This is a genomic window from uncultured Pontibacter sp. (assembly GCF_947502515.1).
Taxonomy (GTDB): domain Bacteria; phylum Bacteroidota; class Bacteroidia; order Cytophagales; family Hymenobacteraceae; genus Pontibacter.
Window position 1 is genome coordinate 698275 of sequence record NZ_CANNAI010000001.1, and the last position, 20613, is coordinate 718887.

The 20613-nt window shown below is 52.8% G+C and carries 16 protein-coding genes, 1 tRNA gene and 1 pseudogene; 9 read left to right on the plus strand and 9 right to left on the minus strand.

Going from position 1 to position 20613, the window contains the following annotated elements:
* Nucleotides 1-98 precede the first annotated feature (98 nt).
* Both Q1A54_RS03315 and Q1A54_RS03320 read left to right on the plus strand, forming a co-directional pair.
* A complete protein-coding gene (locus tag Q1A54_RS03315) occupies nucleotides 99-6230 on the plus strand; it encodes a DUF6443 domain-containing protein (protein ID WP_299984995.1) in 6132 nt (2043 codons plus the stop codon).
* Between the two features lie 28 nt (nucleotides 6231-6258).
* Nucleotides 6259-6699 (plus strand): hypothetical protein, encoded by a 441-nt coding sequence (locus Q1A54_RS03320; protein ID WP_196114308.1) that lies wholly within the window; start codon nucleotides 6259-6261, stop codon nucleotides 6697-6699.
* A 684-nt stretch (nucleotides 6700-7383) separates the two neighbouring features.
* Here the strand turns inward: Q1A54_RS03320 and Q1A54_RS03325 are convergent.
* Nucleotides 7384-7794, minus strand: coding sequence for a helix-turn-helix transcriptional regulator (locus Q1A54_RS03325; protein ID WP_196114309.1), 411 nt, complete (start codon nucleotides 7792-7794; stop codon nucleotides 7384-7386).
* Between the two features lie 555 nt (nucleotides 7795-8349).
* On the opposite strand from Q1A54_RS03325, the pseudogene Q1A54_RS03330 reads away from it, so the two are divergent.
* Nucleotides 8350-9171, plus strand: a pseudogene (locus tag Q1A54_RS03330) (RHS repeat-associated core domain-containing protein); the annotation flags it as partial.
* Nucleotides 9172-9683: 512 nt separating this feature from the next.
* On the opposite strand, the gene Q1A54_RS03335 reads toward Q1A54_RS03330, so the two are convergent.
* Together Q1A54_RS03335 and Q1A54_RS03340 are read right to left on the minus strand one after the other, a co-directional pair.
* Nucleotides 9684-9824 carry a hypothetical protein gene (locus Q1A54_RS03335; protein WP_196114310.1) on the minus strand — a complete coding sequence of 47 codons (141 nt, stop codon included), beginning with the start codon at nucleotides 9822-9824 and terminating at the stop codon, nucleotides 9684-9686.
* 76 nt (nucleotides 9825-9900) lie between these two features.
* The gene (locus Q1A54_RS03340; RefSeq protein ID WP_196114311.1) at nucleotides 9901-10113 is read right to left on the minus strand and encodes a hypothetical protein; all 213 of its coding nucleotides are present in this window, start codon (nucleotides 10111-10113) and stop codon (nucleotides 9901-9903) included.
* A 227-nt stretch (nucleotides 10114-10340) separates the two neighbouring features.
* Between Q1A54_RS03340 and Q1A54_RS03345 the strand changes: the two genes are divergently transcribed.
* Nucleotides 10341-11510 (plus strand): hypothetical protein, encoded by a 1170-nt coding sequence (locus Q1A54_RS03345; RefSeq protein ID WP_196114312.1) that lies wholly within the window; start codon nucleotides 10341-10343, stop codon nucleotides 11508-11510.
* Nucleotides 11511-11770: 260 nt separating this feature from the next.
* On the opposite strand, the gene Q1A54_RS03350 is transcribed toward Q1A54_RS03345, so the two are convergent.
* Both Q1A54_RS03350 and Q1A54_RS03355 read right to left on the minus strand, forming a co-directional pair.
* Nucleotides 11771-11844: transfer RNA gene (locus Q1A54_RS03350), tRNA-Arg, on the minus strand.
* A gap of 67 nt (nucleotides 11845-11911) precedes the next feature.
* Complete coding sequence (locus tag Q1A54_RS03355) at nucleotides 11912-12631, minus strand: TVP38/TMEM64 family protein (protein WP_196114313.1); 720 nt, start codon at nucleotides 12629-12631, stop codon at nucleotides 11912-11914.
* Nucleotides 12632-12796: 165 nt separating this feature from the next.
* On the opposite strand from Q1A54_RS03355, the gene Q1A54_RS03360 reads away from it, so the two are divergent.
* Both Q1A54_RS03360 and Q1A54_RS03365 read left to right on the plus strand, forming a co-directional pair.
* Entirely contained in the window at nucleotides 12797-13957 is a 1161-nt protein-coding gene (locus Q1A54_RS03360; RefSeq protein ID WP_299985453.1) for a cystathionine gamma-synthase, read from the plus strand.
* 70 nt (nucleotides 13958-14027) lie between these two features.
* Nucleotides 14028-14552 carry a DUF6141 family protein gene (locus Q1A54_RS03365; RefSeq protein ID WP_196114315.1) on the plus strand — a complete coding sequence of 175 codons (525 nt, stop codon included), beginning with the start codon at nucleotides 14028-14030 and terminating at the stop codon, nucleotides 14550-14552.
* A 71-nt stretch (nucleotides 14553-14623) separates the two neighbouring features.
* Here the strand turns inward: Q1A54_RS03365 and Q1A54_RS03370 are convergent, their stop codons facing one another.
* The 3 genes from Q1A54_RS03370 to Q1A54_RS03380 form a co-directional block, all read right to left on the minus strand.
* A complete protein-coding gene (locus tag Q1A54_RS03370; protein WP_196114316.1) occupies nucleotides 14624-15340 on the minus strand; it encodes an OmpA family protein in 717 nt (238 codons plus the stop codon).
* Between the two features lie 334 nt (nucleotides 15341-15674).
* The gene (locus Q1A54_RS03375; RefSeq protein ID WP_196114317.1) at nucleotides 15675-16040 is read right to left on the minus strand and encodes an STAS/SEC14 domain-containing protein; all 366 of its coding nucleotides are present in this window, start codon (nucleotides 16038-16040) and stop codon (nucleotides 15675-15677) included.
* 103 nt (nucleotides 16041-16143) lie between these two features.
* Nucleotides 16144-16545 carry a DUF5329 family protein gene (locus tag Q1A54_RS03380; RefSeq protein ID WP_230391915.1) on the minus strand — a complete coding sequence of 134 codons (402 nt, stop codon included), beginning with the start codon at nucleotides 16543-16545 and terminating at the stop codon, nucleotides 16144-16146.
* Nucleotides 16546-16690: 145 nt separating this feature from the next.
* On the opposite strand from Q1A54_RS03380, the gene Q1A54_RS03385 reads away from it, so the two are divergent.
* Both Q1A54_RS03385 and Q1A54_RS03390 read left to right on the plus strand, forming a co-directional pair.
* On the plus strand, nucleotides 16691-18619 hold the full coding sequence (locus tag Q1A54_RS03385) for a hypothetical protein (RefSeq protein WP_299985000.1): 1929 nt from the start codon (nucleotides 16691-16693) through the stop codon (nucleotides 18617-18619).
* Nucleotides 18620-18660: 41 nt separating this feature from the next.
* Nucleotides 18661-19158, plus strand: a complete 498-nt coding sequence (locus Q1A54_RS03390; RefSeq protein ID WP_299985002.1) for a YetF domain-containing protein — start codon at nucleotides 18661-18663, stop codon at nucleotides 19156-19158.
* Between the two features lie 82 nt (nucleotides 19159-19240).
* On the opposite strand, the gene trxA is transcribed toward Q1A54_RS03390, so the two are convergent.
* Nucleotides 19241-19567 carry a thioredoxin gene (gene trxA / locus Q1A54_RS03395; RefSeq protein ID WP_007656205.1) on the minus strand — a complete coding sequence of 109 codons (327 nt, stop codon included), beginning with the start codon at nucleotides 19565-19567 and terminating at the stop codon, nucleotides 19241-19243.
* Between the two features lie 346 nt (nucleotides 19568-19913).
* Between trxA and Q1A54_RS03400 the strand changes: the two genes are divergently transcribed.
* Nucleotides 19914-20528, plus strand: coding sequence for a DUF3575 domain-containing protein (locus tag Q1A54_RS03400; protein ID WP_299985006.1), 615 nt, complete (start codon nucleotides 19914-19916; stop codon nucleotides 20526-20528).
* The last annotated feature ends 85 nt before the right edge of the window (nucleotides 20529-20613 follow it).

Sequence of the window (20613 nt, forward strand, 5' to 3'; positions counted from 1 at the left end):
GTGCGTATGCGCAGACGACCACCCTTGCCTGGGAGCAGGCGCTTAGGGCCTACGGGCAGGGGCGGGACTCGCTCCATCACCAGGCTGTTAACCGGCATGTGGCACGCCTGACGGCCGAGCGCCAGGACCTGGCCCAGCAGGCCGAACCCCTGGCGCTGCAGACGATGAACGTTGCCTCAACGGGCGAGGGGGCGGTGCCGGACGCGGTGGAGCGTCAGGCGCTGGAAAACCTTTTCAATAGCACCAACGGAGCGAACTGGAACGCCAACGCCAACTGGCTGGCTGGCGCGACGAGCGCCGACATGGCCACCTGGCACGGGGTGATGGTGCAGGGCGGGGACGTGGTGGGCCTGATGCTCAACGGCAACGGGCTGAGCGGTGCGCTGCCCGTCTCGCTGGGCAACCTGGCGGGGCTGCAGTACGTGTACCTGCACGACAATTTCCTGTCCGGAACGATTCCGGCGTCTGTTGGCAACCTGGCTACGCTCTACCACCTCTACCTGAGCAACAACAGCCTGACGGGCCCTATACCGTCCGAGCTGGGGGGGCTTCCCAACCTGACGGACCTGGGGCTCAACGGCAACTTGCTGGGCGGGAACATTCCTGCCTCGCTGAGCGGTCTTGCAAACCTGCAGTTCCTCTTCCTTAACAGCAATGCCCTGAGCGGGAGCATTCCCGCATCGCTGGGAGGGCTTTCCTCCCTGCGGCAGCTCTTCATGGGCGGCAATCCCCTGACAGGCGTTATCCCGGCCGAGCTGGGGAACCTAGGCCTGCTCCAGCAGCTGGGGCTTGAAGGCTGTGCCCTGAGTGGGGGCATTCCCGCCTCTCTGGGGGACCTGACCTCTCTGCAATACCTTTACCTAAATGACAACAGCCTTTCCGGGGCTATCCCTTCTGCACTGGGTAACCTCTCCGCACTTCGCCAACTCTACCTGCACAACAATGCTTTGAGCGGTGCTGTACCCCAGGAATTGGGGAACCTGGGATCTCTCTGGGAGCTGGGGCTGGACAACAACCAACTGGCCGGGGAGCTGCCGGCCTCGCTGGCATCGATGCCGAACCTTTATTTCCTGAGCCTGACGGGCAACGCGCTGACCGGGGTCCCCAATTTCAGTAACGGCCCGAACGCCCCCTCGCTCTATGTGGATGCCTACGGCAACCGGCTGGACTTCGGCTCGGTTGAGCCCAACCTGTCGGGGGTGAACACGAGCCCGCTGGCTTTCTTCGGATACAGTGCGCAGGCGCCGCTGGGGCAGCATGAGACCCGCGAACTGACAGCGGGGCAGCCCCTGGAGCTATTGGTGGAAACCGGCGGCACGCGCAACTTCTACCAGTGGCAGCGATTGGAGGGGGAGGCCTGGCAGGATATTGCCGGTGCGACGGCAAGCACCTACTCGGTTCCGGCATCCTCTGCTTCGGACGGCGGCGTGTACCGCTGCCGCGTCACCAATGCCTGGGCCACGGCCCTCACCCTCCACACCGCCGATATGACGGTGACGGTGGCTGCCGCCGGGGAGCCGCTTGCCTCCGCCCCAAGCGAGAACATGAACTACGTGCTCACCAACTCGGCCCAGGTCGGGGGGATGCTGACGCCGGAGGCGCTGGCGCAGGGCACCGTGCGCGAGGTGAGCCAGCAGATCGTCTACTTCGACGGGTTGGGGCGGGAGCTGCAGACAGTGCTCACCAGGGCCAGCCCGACCGGGCAGGACATCATCACACCGGTCCGCTATGACGCGCTGGGGAGGGTGGAGAAGACGTTCCTGCCCTACGCGACGGGCGGTGCGGCGGGCTCCTACCGCCCTGCGGCGGCCGATGAGCAGGCGGCCTTCTACGACCCCTCCAACTCCATGTACCCGGACGTGGCCAAAGACGCTGCGCCATTTGCCGTGCCCGTGTACGAGGCCTCGCCCCTGAACCGGGTGACCGAGCAGGGGGCGCCGGGGGCGGCCTGGCAGCCGGGCACGGGCCATACCATCAAGCAGGCGCAGCGCGCCAACCTGGCGGGGGAGGTGCGCCGCTGGGACTACATCCCGGCGACGGGCAGTTTCGCAAGCCCGGGATTCTATCATGCCGGTACTCTCTACGTGACCGAGACCCGGGACGAGGAGGACGCCCTGGCGGTGGAGTACAGGGACCTGCAGGGGCGCGTGGTGCTCAAGCGCATGGAGACGGAGGTGGCGGCTGCCGGTGCGGACCTGGACTCGGTGGTCTGCGGGGAGGGCCCGGGGCGCCACTGGTCCTTTGACCAGGGCTCGCTGGCGGAGACGCAGACGGGACATTTGGCCACGGGCTCCGGCAGCGCGGCGGTGCCGGGCAGGCTGGCCGGGGGGCTGGGCTTTGACGGCACGGGCGGCCTGTCGGCTGACGGCTTTGCCTACGACTGGGCAGCCGACGCGAGCTTTACGGTTGAGCTGTGGGTGCGCCGGCAGGGGGCGCCCACAGACAACGAGGTGGTGCTGGGGCGCGACGATATGGAGTCGGGCGGCACGCTGCACTGGTGGATCGGGCTGGACCCGGCAGGCCGGGCGCGGCTGCAGCTGCGCGACAACCTCGGGGCGGGCGCCTTCCTAGGGGAGGCGGCCCAGAACCCGGTCATCACTGACGGGGCCTGGCACCACGTGGTGGCCGTGCGCGACGCCCTCTGGCTCAGGACAAAGCTCTATGTGGACGGGGTGCTGGTAGAGGAGGAAACCGTCTCCTCGCCCGAGGGCTTCGCCAGCCAGGCGGCGCTTAACATCGGCTGGCTCAATAGAAGCCACGGGTACCGCTTCCAGGGCGGGCTGGACGAGCTCTCCTTCTACGGCCGCGCCCTCAGCGCCCGGGAGGTGGCCGCCCGCCACGCCTCGGGCAGCTCGGAGCCCGCCTGCCTTTCGGTCGAGCCGGAACCGGGGCTGGCCGACACGCACTACGTCTATGACGCGCTGGGCAACCTGCGGCTGGTGATCCAGCCCGAGGGGATGCGCAGCCACCTGCCCCAGCCGGAAGGCGATGGTACCATTGCCCTTAATGAAAACTTTATAAAAGACTGGTGCTTCCGCTACGCCTATGACGGGCGCAGGAGAATGATCGAAAAGCAGGTGCCGGGTGCCGGGCCGGTGGAGCTGGTCTACAACAAGCGCGACGAGGCGGTCTTCTCCCGGGACTCCGTGCAGGCGGCGGCCGGAAAGTGGTCTTTCACCAAGTACGACGCGCTGGGTCGCCCGGTCTTGACGGGCGTGCTGGAAAAGCAGATCAACCGGCAGGCGCTGCAGGATGCGGTAGACAACGTAGGGCAGCAGTTTGAGACGCGGGGCAGCTCTATCGAGGGATACTCGCTCAACGAATCCTCCCCGTCTGGTGTGCTTGTCACGGCAGACGACCTGCTGACGGTCACCTATTACGACGACTATGCCCATGCGGCCTTTACCCAGGACTATTCATTCGATGATGCCGCCCTGTCTGACGTGACGGCGCATAACAAGCGGGTACTGGGGCAGGTGACGGGCACCCGCACCCGCGTGCTGGGCACGCCGCTCTGGCTCACGAGCGTGAACTACTATGATGACAAGTACCGGCTGGTGCAGGCGGTCTCGGACGGCTTTCTGGGCGGGACGAGGCAGCAGGCCTCCGAGCGCGTGACCACCCGCTACGACTTCGCGGGCAGGCCCCTGGTGACGCTGGCCTCCCACCAGTCGGGTACCCACATGGTGCGGGACACCATGGCCTACGACCACGCGGGGCGCCTGGCAGGCCAGTGGCAGTCGATCGACGGCCGGGACCCGGTGCTGCTGGCCGAGCGGGCCTACAACGAGCTGGGCCAGGAGACGGCGAAAAGGCTGCACCAAAACGCCGACGCTTCCTTTTTGCAGGAGGTGGACACGCGCTACAGCATCCGCGGCTGGCTTACTTCTATCAATGACCCGGGGCAGGTGAGCCAGCAGGGGGACCTGTTCGGCTTTGCGCTCAGCTACAACACGGGCATGGAGCTGGGGGCGCAGGGGCAGCACAACGGCAACATCGCCGAGATGCGCTGGGCCACGGCATCGGACGGGAAGCTGCGGGGATACGCCTACGCCTACGACCGCGCCGGGCGGTTAACAGCCGGGGCCTTCCGTGCCCGGGGGACGACAGGCTGGGATGAAGAGCAGGATCACTACTCGGTCGACGAGCTTTCCTATGACGCCAACGGCAACATCCAGCGCTTGGTGCGCCGCGGACTGACGGCGGGGAACCCTTACGAGCGGGAGGACCCTGCAAGGGCCTGGGGGGAGGTGGACCGGCTGCGCTACCACTACGCGGGCAACCGCTTGGTGGGTGTGGACGATGAGGCCACGGCCACGGGCCCTGCCGGGGACTTCCGCGACAACGGCAGCCTCTACGCTACCGCGGCCCCTGAGTACGTCTACGACGTTAATGGCAATATGACGCGCGACGGGAACAAGGGCATCACGGCCGTACGCTACAATCACCTCAACCTGCCCGACAGCGTGGCGCTCGGCACGAAGGGCTACATCCGCTACATCTATTCTGCCGCGGGGCAGAAGCTGCGCAAGGAGGTGCACGCGGCGGGCAAGGCCGTGGTGGCGACCGACTACTCAGGATTGTTCGTCCACCAGGGCGACACGCTCTTCGCCCACACTTCGGAGGGGCGGGCGCTGTACGAGCCGGCCACCGACCAGGTGTGGCGCTACGAGTACCATTTGAAGGACCATCTGGGCAACCTGCGCGTGAGCTTCGCCGAGGAGACCACGACCACCTCGCAGGCCACCATGGAGATGATGGCCGCCCCGCAGGAGGAGGAGCAGTTCGGGCACATCGCCGAGACGCGGCACCTGGACCGGGGCCGCTCGCGCTCGGGCTCGCACGCGGCGCTCCTGGGTGCTGGGCGCAACAGGCCGCTGGGCCCGAGCAGGCGCCTGAGCGTTAGGGCGGGCGACAAGGTGAAGGCCGAGGCCTTCGGTATGTACGAGGAGGAGGTAAAGGGCAACAAGGGCCTGAGCCTGGCCTCCTGGCTGCTGGGGGCGGCCACGGCCGGCGTGGGTACGGTGAGCGAGCTGGGCACAGGCCCAGGCAAGGCGCTGCCCTACATCGGGGCAGGCATCGCGTTGGCACCCCTTGTGCTACAGAAGGAGAAGGGAGCGCCAGTGGCCTATCTTCGCTATATTGCTTATGCCAAAGACTCTTCTTACGTAGACTCGGGCTACCAGCTGCTCACGCGGCAGGCCAACGGGGGCTGGGAGAGGCTGGAGCTGGAATACACAGCCCAGCAGGACGGCTTCGTGGAGGTGTTCCTGGCCAACGAGAGCTACGAGGCCACTTGGTTCGACGATATGTCCGTGAGCCAGACGAGTCCGATGCTCGTGCAGGAGAACCACTACGACCCCTGGGGACTCAACTTGGTGGGGATAGAGAAGCAGGGAAGTCCTGACCATCTCTTCCAGTACAACGGCAAGGAGAGGCAAACGGAGCTGGGGCTGAACTGGATGGACTACGGGGCCCGGATGTATGACGCCCAGATCGGCAGGTGGCATGTGGTAGATCCGCTGGCAGACCAGATGCGCAGGCACTCGCCTTATAACTTCGCTTTCAACAACCCAATTCGCTTTATCGACCCAGATGGGATGGCGCCAATATCAACTATTGTAAAGAAAAATGAAGATGGTAAATATACTGTGGTTGGTGGAGACGCAAATGATAATGATAGAGGAATTTATCTAGATGACGGTAATGGAGGTAAGGGCGAAAGAATAGGACAATCGAAAACTACACATTCTTTCTTCGATGAAAAAGATAGGCCCGTGGTTGGTGCTGTCCTTGATCCTAACTCTACAGCTGGTCAAGAATTCTTGAATAAACTTGAAGAAGATGATCCTTCATTGTTGAGTTATATGTTCAATGCTACTAATGGAGAAAAATATGATTTCAAAGATGAAGGTATAAAAGACAAAGGAGAGCAGACTGATTTACAATATAGATATCGAGGTAGTGTTGATAGTAATGGCGATTTTGGATCGGCTAGGGACTTTGGTAATATGGGAGCAGGACTAGTTGCAGCAAGAAGCGGTCTTTCTTGGAGGAATGCTAGAGGAGGCTTTGATTTATATCAAGGTTATAAATCTAATGGTATCTCAGTTATGAAGTTAAACTTTGGTGTACCAATTATTTATATCAAACCAGAGAGAGAAGCGACAACAACAATCAAGGCAGAACTGCTTGGATACCTATATGGTTGGCAAAAATACAGAAGATAGTTTACTTGTTTAAAAAATGATGATTAATATGATTCTTAGATTATCAATCTTATTCCTATCCCTTATGGTTGTGAGTTGTAAGAGTAAAACTTATAATGTTTACTCGCCAGATAAAGCTCAGTGTATTACTATAATAACTGAAAAACACGTGAGGTATATCATCAATGGATGTCATACAGCAGTACCTGATCAAAATTATGTTAAAATTGACCTTAAGGGCATTGATATGGAGGTTGGAGATGAAATCGTTGGGCGATGGAAAGAAGAAGGCTTTGATTGGTATGTAATGAACGATAATGCAGTTTTAATAGAAAATACGTTAGATACAACTAAATACAAGTTCCGGACCAAGTTTCCAGTAACTAGTGATGGTATTCCAACCCTGAAAGGATATACAGATAACAACAGTTTTGACCTTGGATTTAGAAGTGGTAAAATCGTTCATAGTAGGGGAGCTATAGTAGAATAACTATTTTGTATGTTTTTTTACTTTCCCATTATTCATCAAAAGGGTGAATTAATCTGCCACTTGACAGGCCTATGCTTGGAGAAGCGGGGTTCGTCCGTGTCCTCACTCGCGCTCCCTTCGGCACGCCATGGTCTACTCGCTGCGCTGCGTTCCACCATGGCTTTGCCTCTCGGTCGGCTCGCTGCGGTACTCCTCACGGCTGTTCCCTTTTTGTTGTTAGAGTTGTTTAGATCCCTGCGGGGCTAAGGCCAAAAACAAAACCCACAGCCCACGTTTTGCTCGCCTGCGGGTCAGCCGCCGCACAGCCAGCCGCCCTCGTTCCTCGGGCTCTTACTGGCTGGCTGAGGCTTCCGCTCGCAGCGGCTTCGCGCCTGGAATCTTACCCCCAACCCCCGGCATCAACCGGGGGCTTTTTGCTTATAGCCGATGCTATACCTTATGGGTAAAGTTATACCTATACCTTATAGTTGGTGCTATACCTGAGGGTGACCGACTGACCAGCCGCACAAAGGCCAAGGGGCTTTTCCGGCCCCTTCGACCCTAGGAGCCTTGCCACGTCCAGCCGTGCCGCTGGCCCGACTGAACGCGGCAAGGTTATACCTATACCTTCCCGTTCAGCTAAGGTATAAACACAAAGAAGCCCGACCTTTTGGGCCGGGCTCTATACCTTATACTTTGGTGCTATTACTCTTTGATCATCTTTTTCAGAAGCTCCACTTTTTCACGCTCGCTTTCCAACAGGCGCTCATACAGCTTTTTGTTTTCATCCATCACCTCCATAAATTTCTCTATGGGATTAAATGTGAATACAGGGTTGTAATTCACTAGACCGCTTGTGTTATGCAGCGTGCTTGAGATAATGTTGATAACAGCTTCATCGCTGAAGTTTTTGATAGCTTCAGCAGGAACGCCCAGTATCTTCGCCACTTTCTGAAGTATATCCTCCTCTACAGATTCGCTAGATTCTATTCTAGACACGGTTTGCTGGCTTACGCCCAATTCATGGGCTAAAGCTTCCTGTTTAATGCCGCGCAGTTCGCGAATGCGGCTGATCTTGCGGCCGATGTGATTGCTGGGTCTGGTAGTTGCTTCCATAGTACCAAATATAGCGTTTTCAGCGGAGTAAGAAAAACAGCGGGCAAGTAAAATACCACTACTTTGGGTACGGTACGCGCGGGTAAAACACCATCTTAGGACAAAGCAGCCAAGTATACCTGTAGCAGGCAGGTATAATTAGGTATAGCATTGTGAAAAATCACCTGTATACCTGAGCAAAAACCAGAAACGGCAGGTATAGCTACGACCCGAAAAGGAAAGTACGGAACGCCAGGGAACACCAGTTGGAACGCCAGAACGGGGGTGAAAGTGCGAATGAAGCCAGTTAGGCAGGTTTTTGCCGCTGGTGTTCCGTGTTCCCAATAATCATGATACCCCCCTTCTATACCTTGTCATAGAGCTAAATGTAAACTGGTGTTCGGAATACCAGTCAAGGTATAGGGCATAGGTATACCTTGTTCAGTAGGTATAGGAATGGATACAGAATTCACTATATTTATAGTATGGCTATAAGGGCCTGATGTTCTTTTACAAAAGTGTGCCATAAGGGAAATTGCACCATAGGGAAAAACTGGCGCAGGTGCACAGTTCTTCCAGTACAACGGAAAGGAGCGTCAGACCGAGCTGGGGCTCAACTGGATGGACTACGGGGCCAGGATGTACGATGCCCAGATCGGCAGGTGGCACGTGGTGGACCCGCTGGCGGAGCAGGGAAGAAGGTGGAGCCCATATAACTATACCTTCAATAACCCAATACGCTTTATCGACCCGGATGGAATGTGGCCAGGTCCAGGGGGCGAACTATTAGGGAGGCTTGTAAGCGCAACCAAAAGCTATGTATATAATAAGGCGACAGAAGTTGCGACTTCAATAGCCACAGCAACGGTTGAAAATACGAGAGAGTTCATCAGTGGCTTGGAAGTTTCTCCATATGTAGAAGCAGAAGGAAAGGTTACTTACGGTGCTAGAGTAGCAGGAGAAGTAAAGGGTTACGGAGCTGATATAAATGTAAAAAGTAGAGATCACTCGTCATTGACTCTCGAATTCGATAAAAATGGTGCAAGTGTAGAAAGCTTTCATAAAGAGGAAACCCCTACTTCAAGAACTACCTCTGGTGGCAAATTGGGTGTCCCGATTTCTGGCTTAGGAGTTGAGGGATCATACAAAAACGAACAAATTACAGATAATAAATCTGGACAAGTGAAAAGTAACGCCAACGAGTTTGGAGCTGCAGTAGCTCCAATACCAGGGGTTGCTGTTGAAGCAAAGATTTCAAGAGAGACTACTTCTTCAACACAAAAAAATACTCTAAAGGTAGGTGTTGGTCATGGTGCAACTGCTGCGTTTGGAGCAGGGTTAGAATATAATATAGGGTTTGGTGTAAAAATTACAAGAACAAAAAATATCGATGATTAGAATGTACATCCTAAGTAAAAATAATAGAGGTAAACAAATGTTTTTTTTAGCAATATCTATCCTCTTCATAGTAGTGCTTTTACTCTTATATATTTTAACAATGAATGTATATTACTTATACATGTGTCTTATATCTGGTTTGATTGCTATTGTAATCAATTGGATACTGTCAAGAGTGAATGATGTTCATGTCAGAAATAATAGATTATATATTGGTAACTTATATCATAGTACGAAAATAGTTGAGGCTTCCGATTTTGAGGCAGTAATAAATATAAAGCTTTTTATACCAGTAATCTACCCATTCTTTTCACCACCATACTATCAGATTAGGCTTAAAAATGGAGAAACATATATATTTTATGACTTGTCATACAAAGCTTTATCTTCTGTTTTTGCTAAAAACAATAAGCACAGCGAATTTTTGACAAGCTCAATACTTAAGCATTTAACAGCGTATGAGTGACTAGCAGAGACTTATAAAATTAAATTACGAGTTATTTACATTGATTTTAGATCACAAAGACATTTGCAGGGGAGCGGTGTTCGTCCGTGTCCTCTCTCACGCTTCCTTCGGCACGCCATGGTCTACTCGCTACGCTGCGTTCCACCATGGCTTTGCCTTTCGGTTGGCTCGTTGCGGTACTCCTCACGGCTGTTCCTTTTTTGTTGTTAGAGTTGATTAGATCCCTGCGGGGCTAAGGCCAAAAACAAAACCCACAGCCCACGTTATGCTCGCCTGCGGGTCAGCCGCCGCGCAGCCAGCCGCCCACCCTCACGGGTGTTCTCCTCCTGGATGGCTTTGGCTTCCGCTCGCAGCGGCTTCGCGCTTAGAATCTTACCCCCAACCCCCGGCATCAGCCGGGGGCTTTTTGCTTTATGGCTATACCTATACCTATACCTTATAGCTTGTGCTATACCTGAGGGCCAGCAGATAGCCATCCGCACAAAAGGCCCAGGAGCTTTTCCCGTCCCTTCGACTCTAGAAGCCTTGCCGTGTGAAAGACAACAGCATCTGCAGCCCTCTCTCGCTGTTGCAACTTGTAGTGTAGCATGATTTATTGATAAAATTAGACGTAATATCCTATCTTGTGGGTGCTTTATCTTTACAGTCTTAAGAGATCAGCACTTACTTACAGGCATTTTATTAAAGAAAACAAAGCCATTCTATGCACAACCTCCTTTCGCCCTTTTCCAGAGCCTGTCTTTTCTTACTGCCCTTCCTGTTGCTCACTTTCGCTTCGTTTGCCCAGCAAACCAAGCAGAGCCTACCGACTGGTGTGCCGGATGCTGGGGAGCTGCTGCGCGAGATGATTGCCTGGCAGGACAGCCTGCAGGCAATCGACTACGCACTGCAGGACTCCTCTCGCCTGCATGCTTCGCTTGACAGCCTGCGGCAGCTGGGTGAGGAGGGGGAGGCGCTGGCACGAAGAGTTGACAGCCTTTCGCAGGCCGTGACAGGGCAACCGGTACTGCCTGAAGAGCTGAAGGAGGTGCGTGCGAGACTGGAGCGCCAGCTGCAGGAGGGAAAAGAGGCACTGGCCGCCCAGCTTATGCCGGAGGAGCTCAAACAGGCCCTGCGCCAGCTTGAAGAGGCCGGGCAGAAGAGCGCCGCCGCCCGGTTGCCACAGCTTACCGCAATGGGGCAACTGCCCACCTCAGCAGACGAGCTGAAAGCAAAAGCCAGTCAGGCGGCGCTGAAGGCGGCGGGGGAGCCCTTTACCGAGTCCTTCGATAAGCTGGGGCAGGCTAAAGCAGACTTTGATAGGTACAAGGGACGGGTAAGCAAGGTGGAGAGCATGAAGGACATGCCAAAAGGAGTTCTAGGAACCAACCCGCTTAAAGGAAAGCCTTGGACGGAGCGGCTGGTGCTGGGCAGCCTCTGGCAGGCGGGCAAGCAGGAGCGCTTCTTCCTAGACCTGGGACCGACGGTGGCCTGGCGCTTCTCGGAGAGGCTCTCGGCGGGTGCGGGCGGACAGTACCGCCTGCACCTGAGCGTGCAGGAGAAGCCCTATGTGGGCGGCGCGGATCGGGTGGGGGGCTACAGCCTCTTTTCGGACTTCCAGATCAAAGGCGGCTTTTTTGCCCGGCTGCAGTACGAAAGCTTAAATGCGCCGGTGACGCACACGGATCCCTTCACGCAGGAGGAGACGCTTGGCAGGGAATGGGTGCCTGGGCTGTCGGCGGGGCTGGGCAAGGACTACACACTCTACAGAAAGCTCAGGGGCTACGCCCTCCTGCAGTACAACCTTCTGCACGAGCAGGGCCGCACGCCTTATCTGCACCCGCTGCAGGCACGGGTCGGCTTTTTCCTTTATGGTAGTGATATCTTCAGGTGATGTCACCCAATAGCAAGCACTTATAACTACATGGGCATTTTATCATGTGTAAGGCAACATGCTTGCTTAGTGTTGGTAAATCAAATCACATTTTATGTTAATGAAGTTTGTGAGGAATAATTTCTAATTTTTTTAAGCTAAATAGGAAGAGATATAAAGGGTGGAATAATTAGCTCTCAAACAGGAGATTTGTGTGCAAATTGTGTGCACATAAAAAAAAGCCACTTAACGATTTTATTCGTAAGTGGCTGATTTTCAAGTGGTCGCGAAGGGAGTCGAACCCCTAACCTTCTGATTCGTAGTCAGATGCTCTATCCAGTTGAGCTACGTGACCATTCCGTTATTGTGATGCAAAGTAAAGGCCTTTTTTCTTGCAATGCAAGCCCTAAAGCGAATTTTTCTCAATTTTTTGCCGTCGCTTTGCGCAGCGCCCGCTTCAGGGCGTGGTCGAAAATGAAGTAGAGCCCACCTATCGAAATGATAATCAGGGATATCATGAGCAGCTGGCTGCCTTTGTTGCTGCCGGGGTCCTGCAATAATTTTATGACGTCGCTGGCCTGAGTACCTACCCAAAAGAAAAAAAGTGTGCGCGGCAGCATGCCGATCATACTAGCCAGGAAGAATTTTAGCTTGTCCACCTGCAGCAGCGAGAGCACAAAGTTCATTAGCGCGAAGGGTAATACAGGAGATATACGGGTCAGGAAGATCAGGCTCCAGCTCTGGTCGCGCAATTCCTGCATCAGGTACATTGTCTTCTCAAACCGATTCAGGAAAGACATCATTTTGCCATGGTCGATGAGTCGGGCCAGGGTATAGCCAATGAGTGAAGCAATGCCATACGAAACCACCACACCCGCAAAGCCAGGCCAACCGAGGTAGAAGCCACTCACGAGTGCTACAAAAGTAGTCGGGGTAAGGGCCAGCGACATGGTAATGGAGATCACGACAAAGTAAAGCAGCATCTGAGGCCAGCTCAGATCTTGTAACAGGGCTTCGTTCTGGTACAGGTATACGGCAGCCGACGAACTCACCACGAGCGGAACTACGACCAGCAACAGCATGGAAATAAACGAAGGTGCGTTTTCCCGTATAAAAGTCCGCAGCATGGACAGTTTGAGCATAGCAGGTGTTTTGGTCAAAGATAAAACCTTTCAGGCAAGGATTTGCTGAAGGTATACGTAGATAGCGGTACGGCCAACAAAATTTAAAGATATGTGCTGAGTAGCGTGAAGCTTCCCGATGACATCCAACTCCCGAGAGGTAAAATTACTAACTTGCAACAAGCCATTCATCAAAGAAATAAGCCTATGAAATTCGGAACAAAAGCTATACATGCCGGTGTGGAGCCGGACCCAAGCACGGGTGCTATCATGACACCCATCTACCAGACCTCTACCTACGTGCAGAAGTCGCCGGGTGAAAATAAAGGTTACGAGTACTCCCGCACGCACAACCCGACACGCACGGCTCTGCAAAATGCCCTGGCTGAGCTCGAGAACGGTAAGTATGGCCTTTGCTTCGCTTCAGGTATGGCGGCCATCGATGCCATCATCAAAATGCTGAAGCCAGGCGACGAGGTTATCTCCACCAACGACCTGTATGGCGGTAGCTACCGCATCTTCACGAAGATTTTCCAGAACTACGGCATCAAATTCCACTTCACTGATATGAGCGACCTGAGCAAGGTAGAGGCGTTGGTGAACGGGAATACCCGCATGATCTGGGTAGAGACGCCCACCAACCCGCTGCTCAACATCATCGATATCAAAGGCTGCGCCGCCATCTCCAAAAAGCACAACCTGCTGCTGGTAGCCGACAACACCTTTGCAACCCCATACCTGCAGAATCCACTCGACCTGGGGGCGGATATTGTGATGCACTCGCTTACCAAGTACATGGCGGGCCACTCTGACGTCGTGATGGGTGCCGTGATCGTGAAAGACGACGAACTGCACGAGAAGCTGGCCTTCATCCAGAATGCCTGCGGCGGCACACCCGGCCCTCAGGACTGCTTCCTGGTTTTGCGTGGTATCAAGACGCTGCACATCCGCATGGAGCGCCACTGCGAAAACGGCCGTGCTGTAGCGCAGTATCTCAAAAATCACCCGAAGGTAGAGAAAGTATTATGGCCTGGCTTGCCGGATCATCCGGGGCATCCTATAGCCAAAGAGCAGATGCGCTCCTATGGCGGTATGGTTTCGTTTGCGCTGAAGGGAGACAGGATGGAAGATGCGATCGCTACACTGGAGCGCTTCAGGTACTTCTCGCTAGCGGAGTCACTGGGCGGCGTGGAGTCGCTGTGCGGGCACCCGACCTCTATGACACACGCCAGTATTCCTGCCGCCGAACGTTTGAAAGCTGGCCTGAGCGACTCGCTGATTCGCCTGAGCGTAGGTATAGAAGACATTGAAGATTTGCTGGCGGATCTGGAGCAGGCCATTGGTTAATCAATATTCAGAAACAGACAGGTATAGCCGTTCCGCTCACCCGTGGGGCGGCTATTTGCATCAGGTATAGATGGAAGAGCAACGCATCTTGTTCCGGGAAAAACAGCGATTTAAGCAGTTCTGGCTATGGGCACTCATACTAGGTATAGCAGCTGTCTTTTGGGCGGGTTTTTTTTACCAGGTAGTGCTGGGTGGTGCCTTCGGCAACAGACCCGTCACGGATATACAGCTGAGTTTGATGCTGGCCCTGATCGGCTTTGGGCTGCCTTTCTTTTTCTATTACATGACCCTGACGACAGAAGTGTTGCCAGGTACGCTACAGGTGCGCTTCCGTCCTTTTCATCTGAAGCCAGTCCGTATACCTTTGCACACGGTGCGCGACTTTGAAAGAGTAACCTACAATCCGATTCGGGAATACGGCGGCTGGGGAATACGATGGGGAGCAAAGGGCAAGGCCTACAGCACGTCGGGCAGGGAAGGGGTGCTGCTGCGCTTTTACAATACACAGCCGCTCCTGATCGGCTCTCAGCGAGCCAGGGAGCTATTCCAGGCCATAGAGCAGGGCAAGGCCTCAGGCAAAGGTATAGTCGGGTAGACAGGGAAAGGTATAAAAAAGGCCGCTATTCGAACTGAATAGCGGCCTTTTCTGATTATAAGGTATAGTGATTACTTCATCGACTGGATGCCCAGTATCTTATAGATCTCAGTGAAGTCTGGCGTCAGGATGATTTCTGTACGGCGGTTTTTGGCTTTTGCAGTAGCTGAACGGCCTGTGTCAACCGGCTGGAAGTAGGCACGACCGGCTGGCGTGATGCGGTCAGGTGACAGACCTCGCTGCGCCATCAGGCGGGTGATTTCTGTAGCACGCAGTACGCTCAGGTCCCAGTTGTCGGCGATGTCTTTCGTGCCTGGTCTTACCTCTACGTCATCGGTGTGGCCTTCTACCATAACGCCTACGCTCTGGTTTTTCTTCAGCACGTCTACTAGCTGATCCAGGGCCTGTTTGCCGGTATTGTTCACTTTGGTGCTGCCAGTAGCGAACAGAAGCTTGTCAGACATCGACACGTATACCTTGCCATCTTTGATGTTCACGCTCAGGTCACCCTGGTTGAAACCAGAAAGTGCACCGTTCACTTCGTTGCGCAGGTTATCCAGCACTTTCTTCTGGTCATTCATGGCACGCTCTAATTCGGCCAGTTTCTGCTCACGCTCTCGCAGCGTGTTGCTCATTTCTTTTTCCTTGTCACGGCTGGCTGCCTGCTCGCGCTCCAAAGCCTCTTTGCTGGCCTTCAGCTCGTCGTACTTTTTGGAGGAAACGCAGGAAGACATCAGGGCGCCGCATAGTAGCAGTGATAAAGATGCTTTTGTGAAATTAGATTTCATGTGTGTTTGATTGTTGTTTGTGTTGTTTGTAATTGATTTTTACTGGCAACTATGGGACAAAACGAAAAATGCCGCTTCTTAAGTATAGCTGATCTTAAATTTCCCCCTTCGACAGCTTCAATCTCAAAGCAAATATTATGCTAAATCTATATATTTTGAGCAGCTTGGATATAATTATTTTTACGGAGAGATTTTGGTATGCAGGAGGGAGGGCGATAAAGGGATTTGAATACAAAAAAGAACAAGATACGAGCCTGAGAACGAGACAGGAGCAGGTATAAAAAGAGAGGCAGCCAGAACGCTGGCTGCCTCTCTTTTTATTTGATTTTGCTTATTATGCTTCATCACTCCTCACCCATTCCAATGCTTTGTCGCGGTCGGGTACTTCAAAATGCTTTACCTTTGCCGTCGTAAAGGGGCTTGCCATGACAGTGAGCCAGTCCAGCCACTTGCGGTTGCCTACCAGTGCGACTTTCTTAAAATCAGCAGCGTGACGGAAATCAAACTTCAGGTCCTCCCAAAGTGCCTGCAGCGAAATTTCCTCGGCATCCTGCAATTCAGCATATACCCTTATCTTGCCATACTGCTTGATTTTCTCCTCCAGTATTGGGAGCATCACATCATAGTCATGGCGGTCTATACTTCCTGCCAGGCGAAAAGCAACCAACTCGTCTCGCGACTCTTCAAGTAACTGTAGCATTGGGATCAGGTTTGTCGTCATAAATACGTAACGACGATGACTGCGTTCCAGTATAGCATTATGCTTTTACTATACTTATACCTGTTTTTGTACAGTTCTGGTCTTACTCAACACGCAGGTCGCGCAGCTGGCGAAGCAGTACGTCGCGGGTTGTACTGGTGCTGCCGTCAGCGAACCGTATGCTGTAAGGCGTCCCTGAAGAGGACTGTGAGGCCAGTTCCGTGACAAATCCCTCAGCAGTTTTTACTCTTGAAGCATGCTTCTTCCATTTCGAAGATAAATGCCCGGCAGCCTTATCAGGTGAAAATTCACTGTTGTCGCGTATGAAAGTGGCACCTTCGAGGCTGCGGATGTATGCAAGCAGCTTCTGTACTTTCTGGTCTTCAGTCATAGTCTCGGGGGCCACGCCGCGTTCGTAAACATCCTGCGCAGCTTGCCCGGCGGCGGGCTGAAGTGCACTTTGGGATAATGTGATGGCAACTGCCATAAATAGTATTCTGAGCATGGTTTTTGTACTCCTTTATTTTAAAAAAATCTTACCGGATATGTATTTTTGCAATCCGATAAGGCACTTAATCTCAAGTCTTAACGTTAGGTTCAGAAGCAAAAGCTATACCTGAATTCGCCCCTGTAACGGCTTTACGTATTTTATGAAGAAAATTTTCTCACTCTTTGTGATGGCGCTGGTACTTAGCCACCAGGCCTTCGCCCAGCAGAATATCGAAACCCGACTGGGCTATAGTTACAACGATAAATTTGAATTTTCGGACGAGTGGCAATACCTCTCTACTGACATTTACCTCTATAATGGCGGGCAATTCAACCGTGTACTCAATGAGTTAGAGTCGGGCGTGAAGAAAAAGAGCAAGAAAAACTATGCCTACGAACTGGAGTACCTCTTCATTACGGCACAGCTCAAGAACCTGAAGCTCTTCGGTAACGACCAGATCGTGTATCCGCTCTTCAACTTTCATATCAATACAGACAAAAACGACTACCATACGCAAGTGAGCGATCACTTGGAAGTGGTGCGCATCATCGACAAGATGCCACTCACCTCTGCCCAGAACAGTATCGACGCAGCCATTAATGCCAAAGCGGTTACCAATCAGGATGGAGACCAGGTATTTAATCTGGTGGCCAGTCAGCTGGTGAGCTTGTCTAATCTGACCAACCCGTCAGTAGCGGTTATGTCGCTGGTGGGGGAATTCGGTAACCTGCTTGGCTCGCGTGCTAAAAAGAAGGAGTATAAGTTCAGCTCTACTATCCGCCTTTATGAAGGGCAGGATTTTGACACGCGTCTGCACTCCGTTAAGGTATATGTACTGGTGCCGGGCAGCGTGAAGACTGTAACGCTAAAGCCTGCCAAGCTTGCCGATTACCTGAGCAAAAACTCCAACAAGCTGGATCGAAAGCAGTTGGAGGATGCCATTGGCTATAAGGAGTATCCGTATATCGTGGTGGCCAATTACAAGTCGCTCTACAAAGTAGATGTGCTGACAGGCGATGAAGTGACCATGGACCTGATCGAGAAGCGCAAGCAGAAGATACAGACGGCATACGACACCAAGCTGATGAATGATGAGACCTACCGTCAGGAGAAGTTGTATGTAGAGTACCTGCGTATTTTTGCCGAGATGAAGCAAAACCTGAATGCCTACCGCCTCAACTACCGAAACAACTCTCCGGAAATCAACGCCAAGAACCTGTTTGGCATCATGCAGGAGTACAAGCGCATGAAGACTGCATTTGAGGCGCGTGAAAAGGAGTTCGATAAGAACAGTACTTATAAGAACATCTTCCGATCGGAGTACGAGTCCATCATGGCCAATGCGGATCTATACCTGGATGCCGATCACAACTTAAAGAACGCGAAGCTGCTGGTGAATACACTGCAGGAGCTGGAAAACAATCCGAAAGCTTGGGATACACCGGCCAAACGAGAAGCTGCACTGGCGAGGCTGTCTTCGGTGGAACTGCCTCGTGCCGATTACCTATCGGCTTCGGTAGAGGGGGAGGCCATCGTGCGCCTGACCAAAAGGCTGGAGGACATGCAATACCGTGAAGTGTTTGAGAAAGAGGTGAAGAAACTGGCCGATGCCCAAGCCTCTGACGAAACGCTGTCGATGCGCAATGCCCTGCAGGACAAGGCCAATACGAGTAACTGTCTCAGCTGCCGCGATAAGGTGCGTGATGCGGTGAGCGACTACAACAAACGCTACGAAAGCTTCAGGCTGAAAGAGGAAACCAAAGAAATGGGCAAGCTACAAAGTGCGGCCGAACAGCAGGTACTGCGACACCTGCGCTGGCAGCTGTGCTTCGACAATAACCTGCAGGCTGTAGCGGTGGCCAGTTCCGACAATGGCATGGACCAATACTATACCAAGCTGGGGGAAAAGAGCAGTGCTTTTGCAGCCACTATTAAAGAACTGGATACCCTTGCCAAGAACGAACCTGAGAACCCACGTCTACAGCAGGTGCAAGCCTACAACAAGCAACTGACGAACCTGATGAAGGAGGTGGAGCAGCATTATGACATGCTCTGCCAGCTCGACAAAAAGCTCTGTGAGTGCCAATAAGCGACTAATAACATTCCCGTTGCTTCTGCCGTTGGGGAAATATGGAGAATTTTTTCGAAATTATTCTCGGAACAGGGGAAGACAGAGTAACCTGGTGGCAAATGTCCATACGGGCGGTGGTCGTTTTCATTGCCGCTCTGGTCATTATGCGTATTGGCAGCAAGCGTATCTTTGGTAAGCATACAGCCTTTGATATCGTGTTGGGCATCATCTATGGCTCTGTTTTGAGCCGTGCCATCACGGGAAATTCGCCTTTCTTTCCCACACTTTGTGCGGCGCTGGTGTTAGTGCTGCTACACCGGTTTTTGGCTTTTCTAGCCTTTAGTACTTCCGGGCCTTTAGGTAACTTCATTAAAGGCCGGCCTGTAATGCTCGTTAAGCATGGGGAGGTGCTGGAAGATAAACTGAAGGAAAATAACCTGACGGAAAATGATCTGGAGGAGGCTATGCGACAGGGGGGAGTGACAAGCAGAGACGAAATTGAATACGCCTGCCTGGAACGCAGTGGTGACATTACAATTATCAAGAAAGATTCCTGAAGCTTATACATGTTGCATAAAAAAGGCAGAAGCCTCTCCTGGATGGGAGAGGCTTCTGCCTTTTTTATAATTAGATGGATACTTAGGCCATCTGAGCGTCTAGCTTTTGAGCCAGAACGTTCTTTGGCACAGCGCCCACCTGCTTGTCCACCACTTGTCCGTTTTTGAAAACGAGCAATGTCGGGATGCTGCGGATACCAAACTTAGCAGATGTCTGTGGGTTGGCGTCTACGTCAACTTTACCGATCACGGCTTTGCCTTCGTACTCGCCAGCCAGCTCTTCTACGATTGGGCCTACCATGCGGCACGGACCGCACCACTCTGCCCAAAAGTCTACCAATACTGGTTTATCTGAATTGATGATCTCATCAAAATTAGCGTCAGTGATTTCTAATGCTTTGTTAGCCATAACTTTAACGTTTTGTTGGTTAAATTCTGTGTTTTAAATATAGTAACATTTACTAGCTTCTCAAATTTGAGCCCAAACTGGGTTTGTCTGACAAGCTGTCCTGTTTTCGGGTTGTTCCCGCTGCAAATTTAGAATTTATACATACGGATTTGCAAGCCGAGGGTATATTTATTTGTATAAACAAATGTTGCAGCTAAAAGTTGCAAAAGTACGTCAGCGATAAAAATGAAGCATTCAAAGGACTTTTCAGTAACTCAACATAGTATCTTTAGTTAAAAGAGGTTACACTGGTAATGGCTATTTTTTAGTGATCCTGGTTTTATAAAGCTTTTAACCCGACGATTCAATGATGATTAGGTGCATTTTAGCTTTCTTTCTGTCTTTGCTTATAAGCCGGGGAGTCTGCGCGCAAGATACCGAGGGGGAAGATGGTAGACTTCAAAGGGCCAATGCATTTAAGTTTAATATGATACCTCTGTTTATTGGGTCTTTCAATCTGTCTTATGAGCGGCATATCACCCCGCATTTTACAGGGGCATTAACAGCTACCGCTTATCCGAGGCGACTCACTTTGATGAAAGACGATTTTTCTTCTACGTATGCGCTCACATCTGATTTTAAATTCTATACGAAGGGAAAATCTCTCAATGGATTTTATGCAGGGCCATACCTGAAGTACCGCTTGCGCATAAACAATGAAAGAGAAGGGGGGAATGGGTTTTGGCTTTTCAGCGAACCCGACCGGGAATACGAGCAATGGGCAGGGTATGGCGCAGGAGCAATAATGGGATACCAGCAAGTGAAGCCTAGAGGTTTTACTGTTGATCTGTTCTGGGGAATAGGTTATCATTTTCATCAGAAGCTGATCAGTAAATCGAATTATACGAAGGAAGAGGTAGCGTATCACAAACCCTCACCCTATGACCTTCGGCTAGGTATGTCGCTTGGCTATGCCTTTTAAAGCAGAAAGGTATGCCACTTCCGCAGCATACCTTTCCTATACCTAAAGAGGCAGGAGAGATTCGCCTCTGAATCTCCCCATCCCT

What these genes read in the sequence shown, in the direction of transcription:
- Q1A54_RS03340 (WP_196114311.1), bottom strand. Translation starts at nt 10,113, where the DNA reads ATGGCTATCTGCTGGCCCTCAGGTATAGCACAAGCTATAAGGTATAGG.
- Q1A54_RS03355 (WP_196114313.1), bottom strand. Translation starts at nt 12,631, where the DNA reads ATGCTCAAACTGTCCATGCTGCGGACTTTTATACGGGAAAACGCACCT.
- Q1A54_RS03320 (WP_196114308.1), top strand. Translation starts at nt 6,259, where the DNA reads ATGATTCTTAGATTATCAATCTTATTCCTATCCCTTATGGTTGTGAGT.
- Q1A54_RS03385 (WP_299985000.1), top strand. Translation starts at nt 16,691, where the DNA reads ATGAAGAAAATTTTCTCACTCTTTGTGATGGCGCTGGTACTTAGCCAC.
- Q1A54_RS03370 (WP_196114316.1), bottom strand. Translation starts at nt 15,340, where the DNA reads ATGAAATCTAATTTCACAAAAGCATCTTTATCACTGCTACTATGCGGC.
- Q1A54_RS03325 (WP_196114309.1), bottom strand. Translation starts at nt 7,794, where the DNA reads ATGGAAGCAACTACCAGACCCAGCAATCACATCGGCCGCAAGATCAGC.
- Q1A54_RS03390 (WP_299985002.1), top strand. Translation starts at nt 18,661, where the DNA reads ATGGAGAATTTTTTCGAAATTATTCTCGGAACAGGGGAAGACAGAGTA.
- Q1A54_RS03380 (WP_230391915.1), bottom strand. Translation starts at nt 16,545, where the DNA reads ATGCTCAGAATACTATTTATGGCAGTTGCCATCACATTATCCCAAAGT.
- Q1A54_RS03400 (WP_299985006.1), top strand. Translation starts at nt 19,914, where the DNA reads ATGATGATTAGGTGCATTTTAGCTTTCTTTCTGTCTTTGCTTATAAGC.
- Q1A54_RS03375 (WP_196114317.1), bottom strand. Translation starts at nt 16,040, where the DNA reads ATGCTACAGTTACTTGAAGAGTCGCGAGACGAGTTGGTTGCTTTTCGC.
- Q1A54_RS03365 (WP_196114315.1), top strand. Translation starts at nt 14,028, where the DNA reads ATGGAAGAGCAACGCATCTTGTTCCGGGAAAAACAGCGATTTAAGCAG.
- trxA (WP_007656205.1), bottom strand. Translation starts at nt 19,567, where the DNA reads ATGGCTAACAAAGCATTAGAAATCACTGACGCTAATTTTGATGAGATC.
- Q1A54_RS03345 (WP_196114312.1), top strand. Translation starts at nt 10,341, where the DNA reads ATGCACAACCTCCTTTCGCCCTTTTCCAGAGCCTGTCTTTTCTTACTG.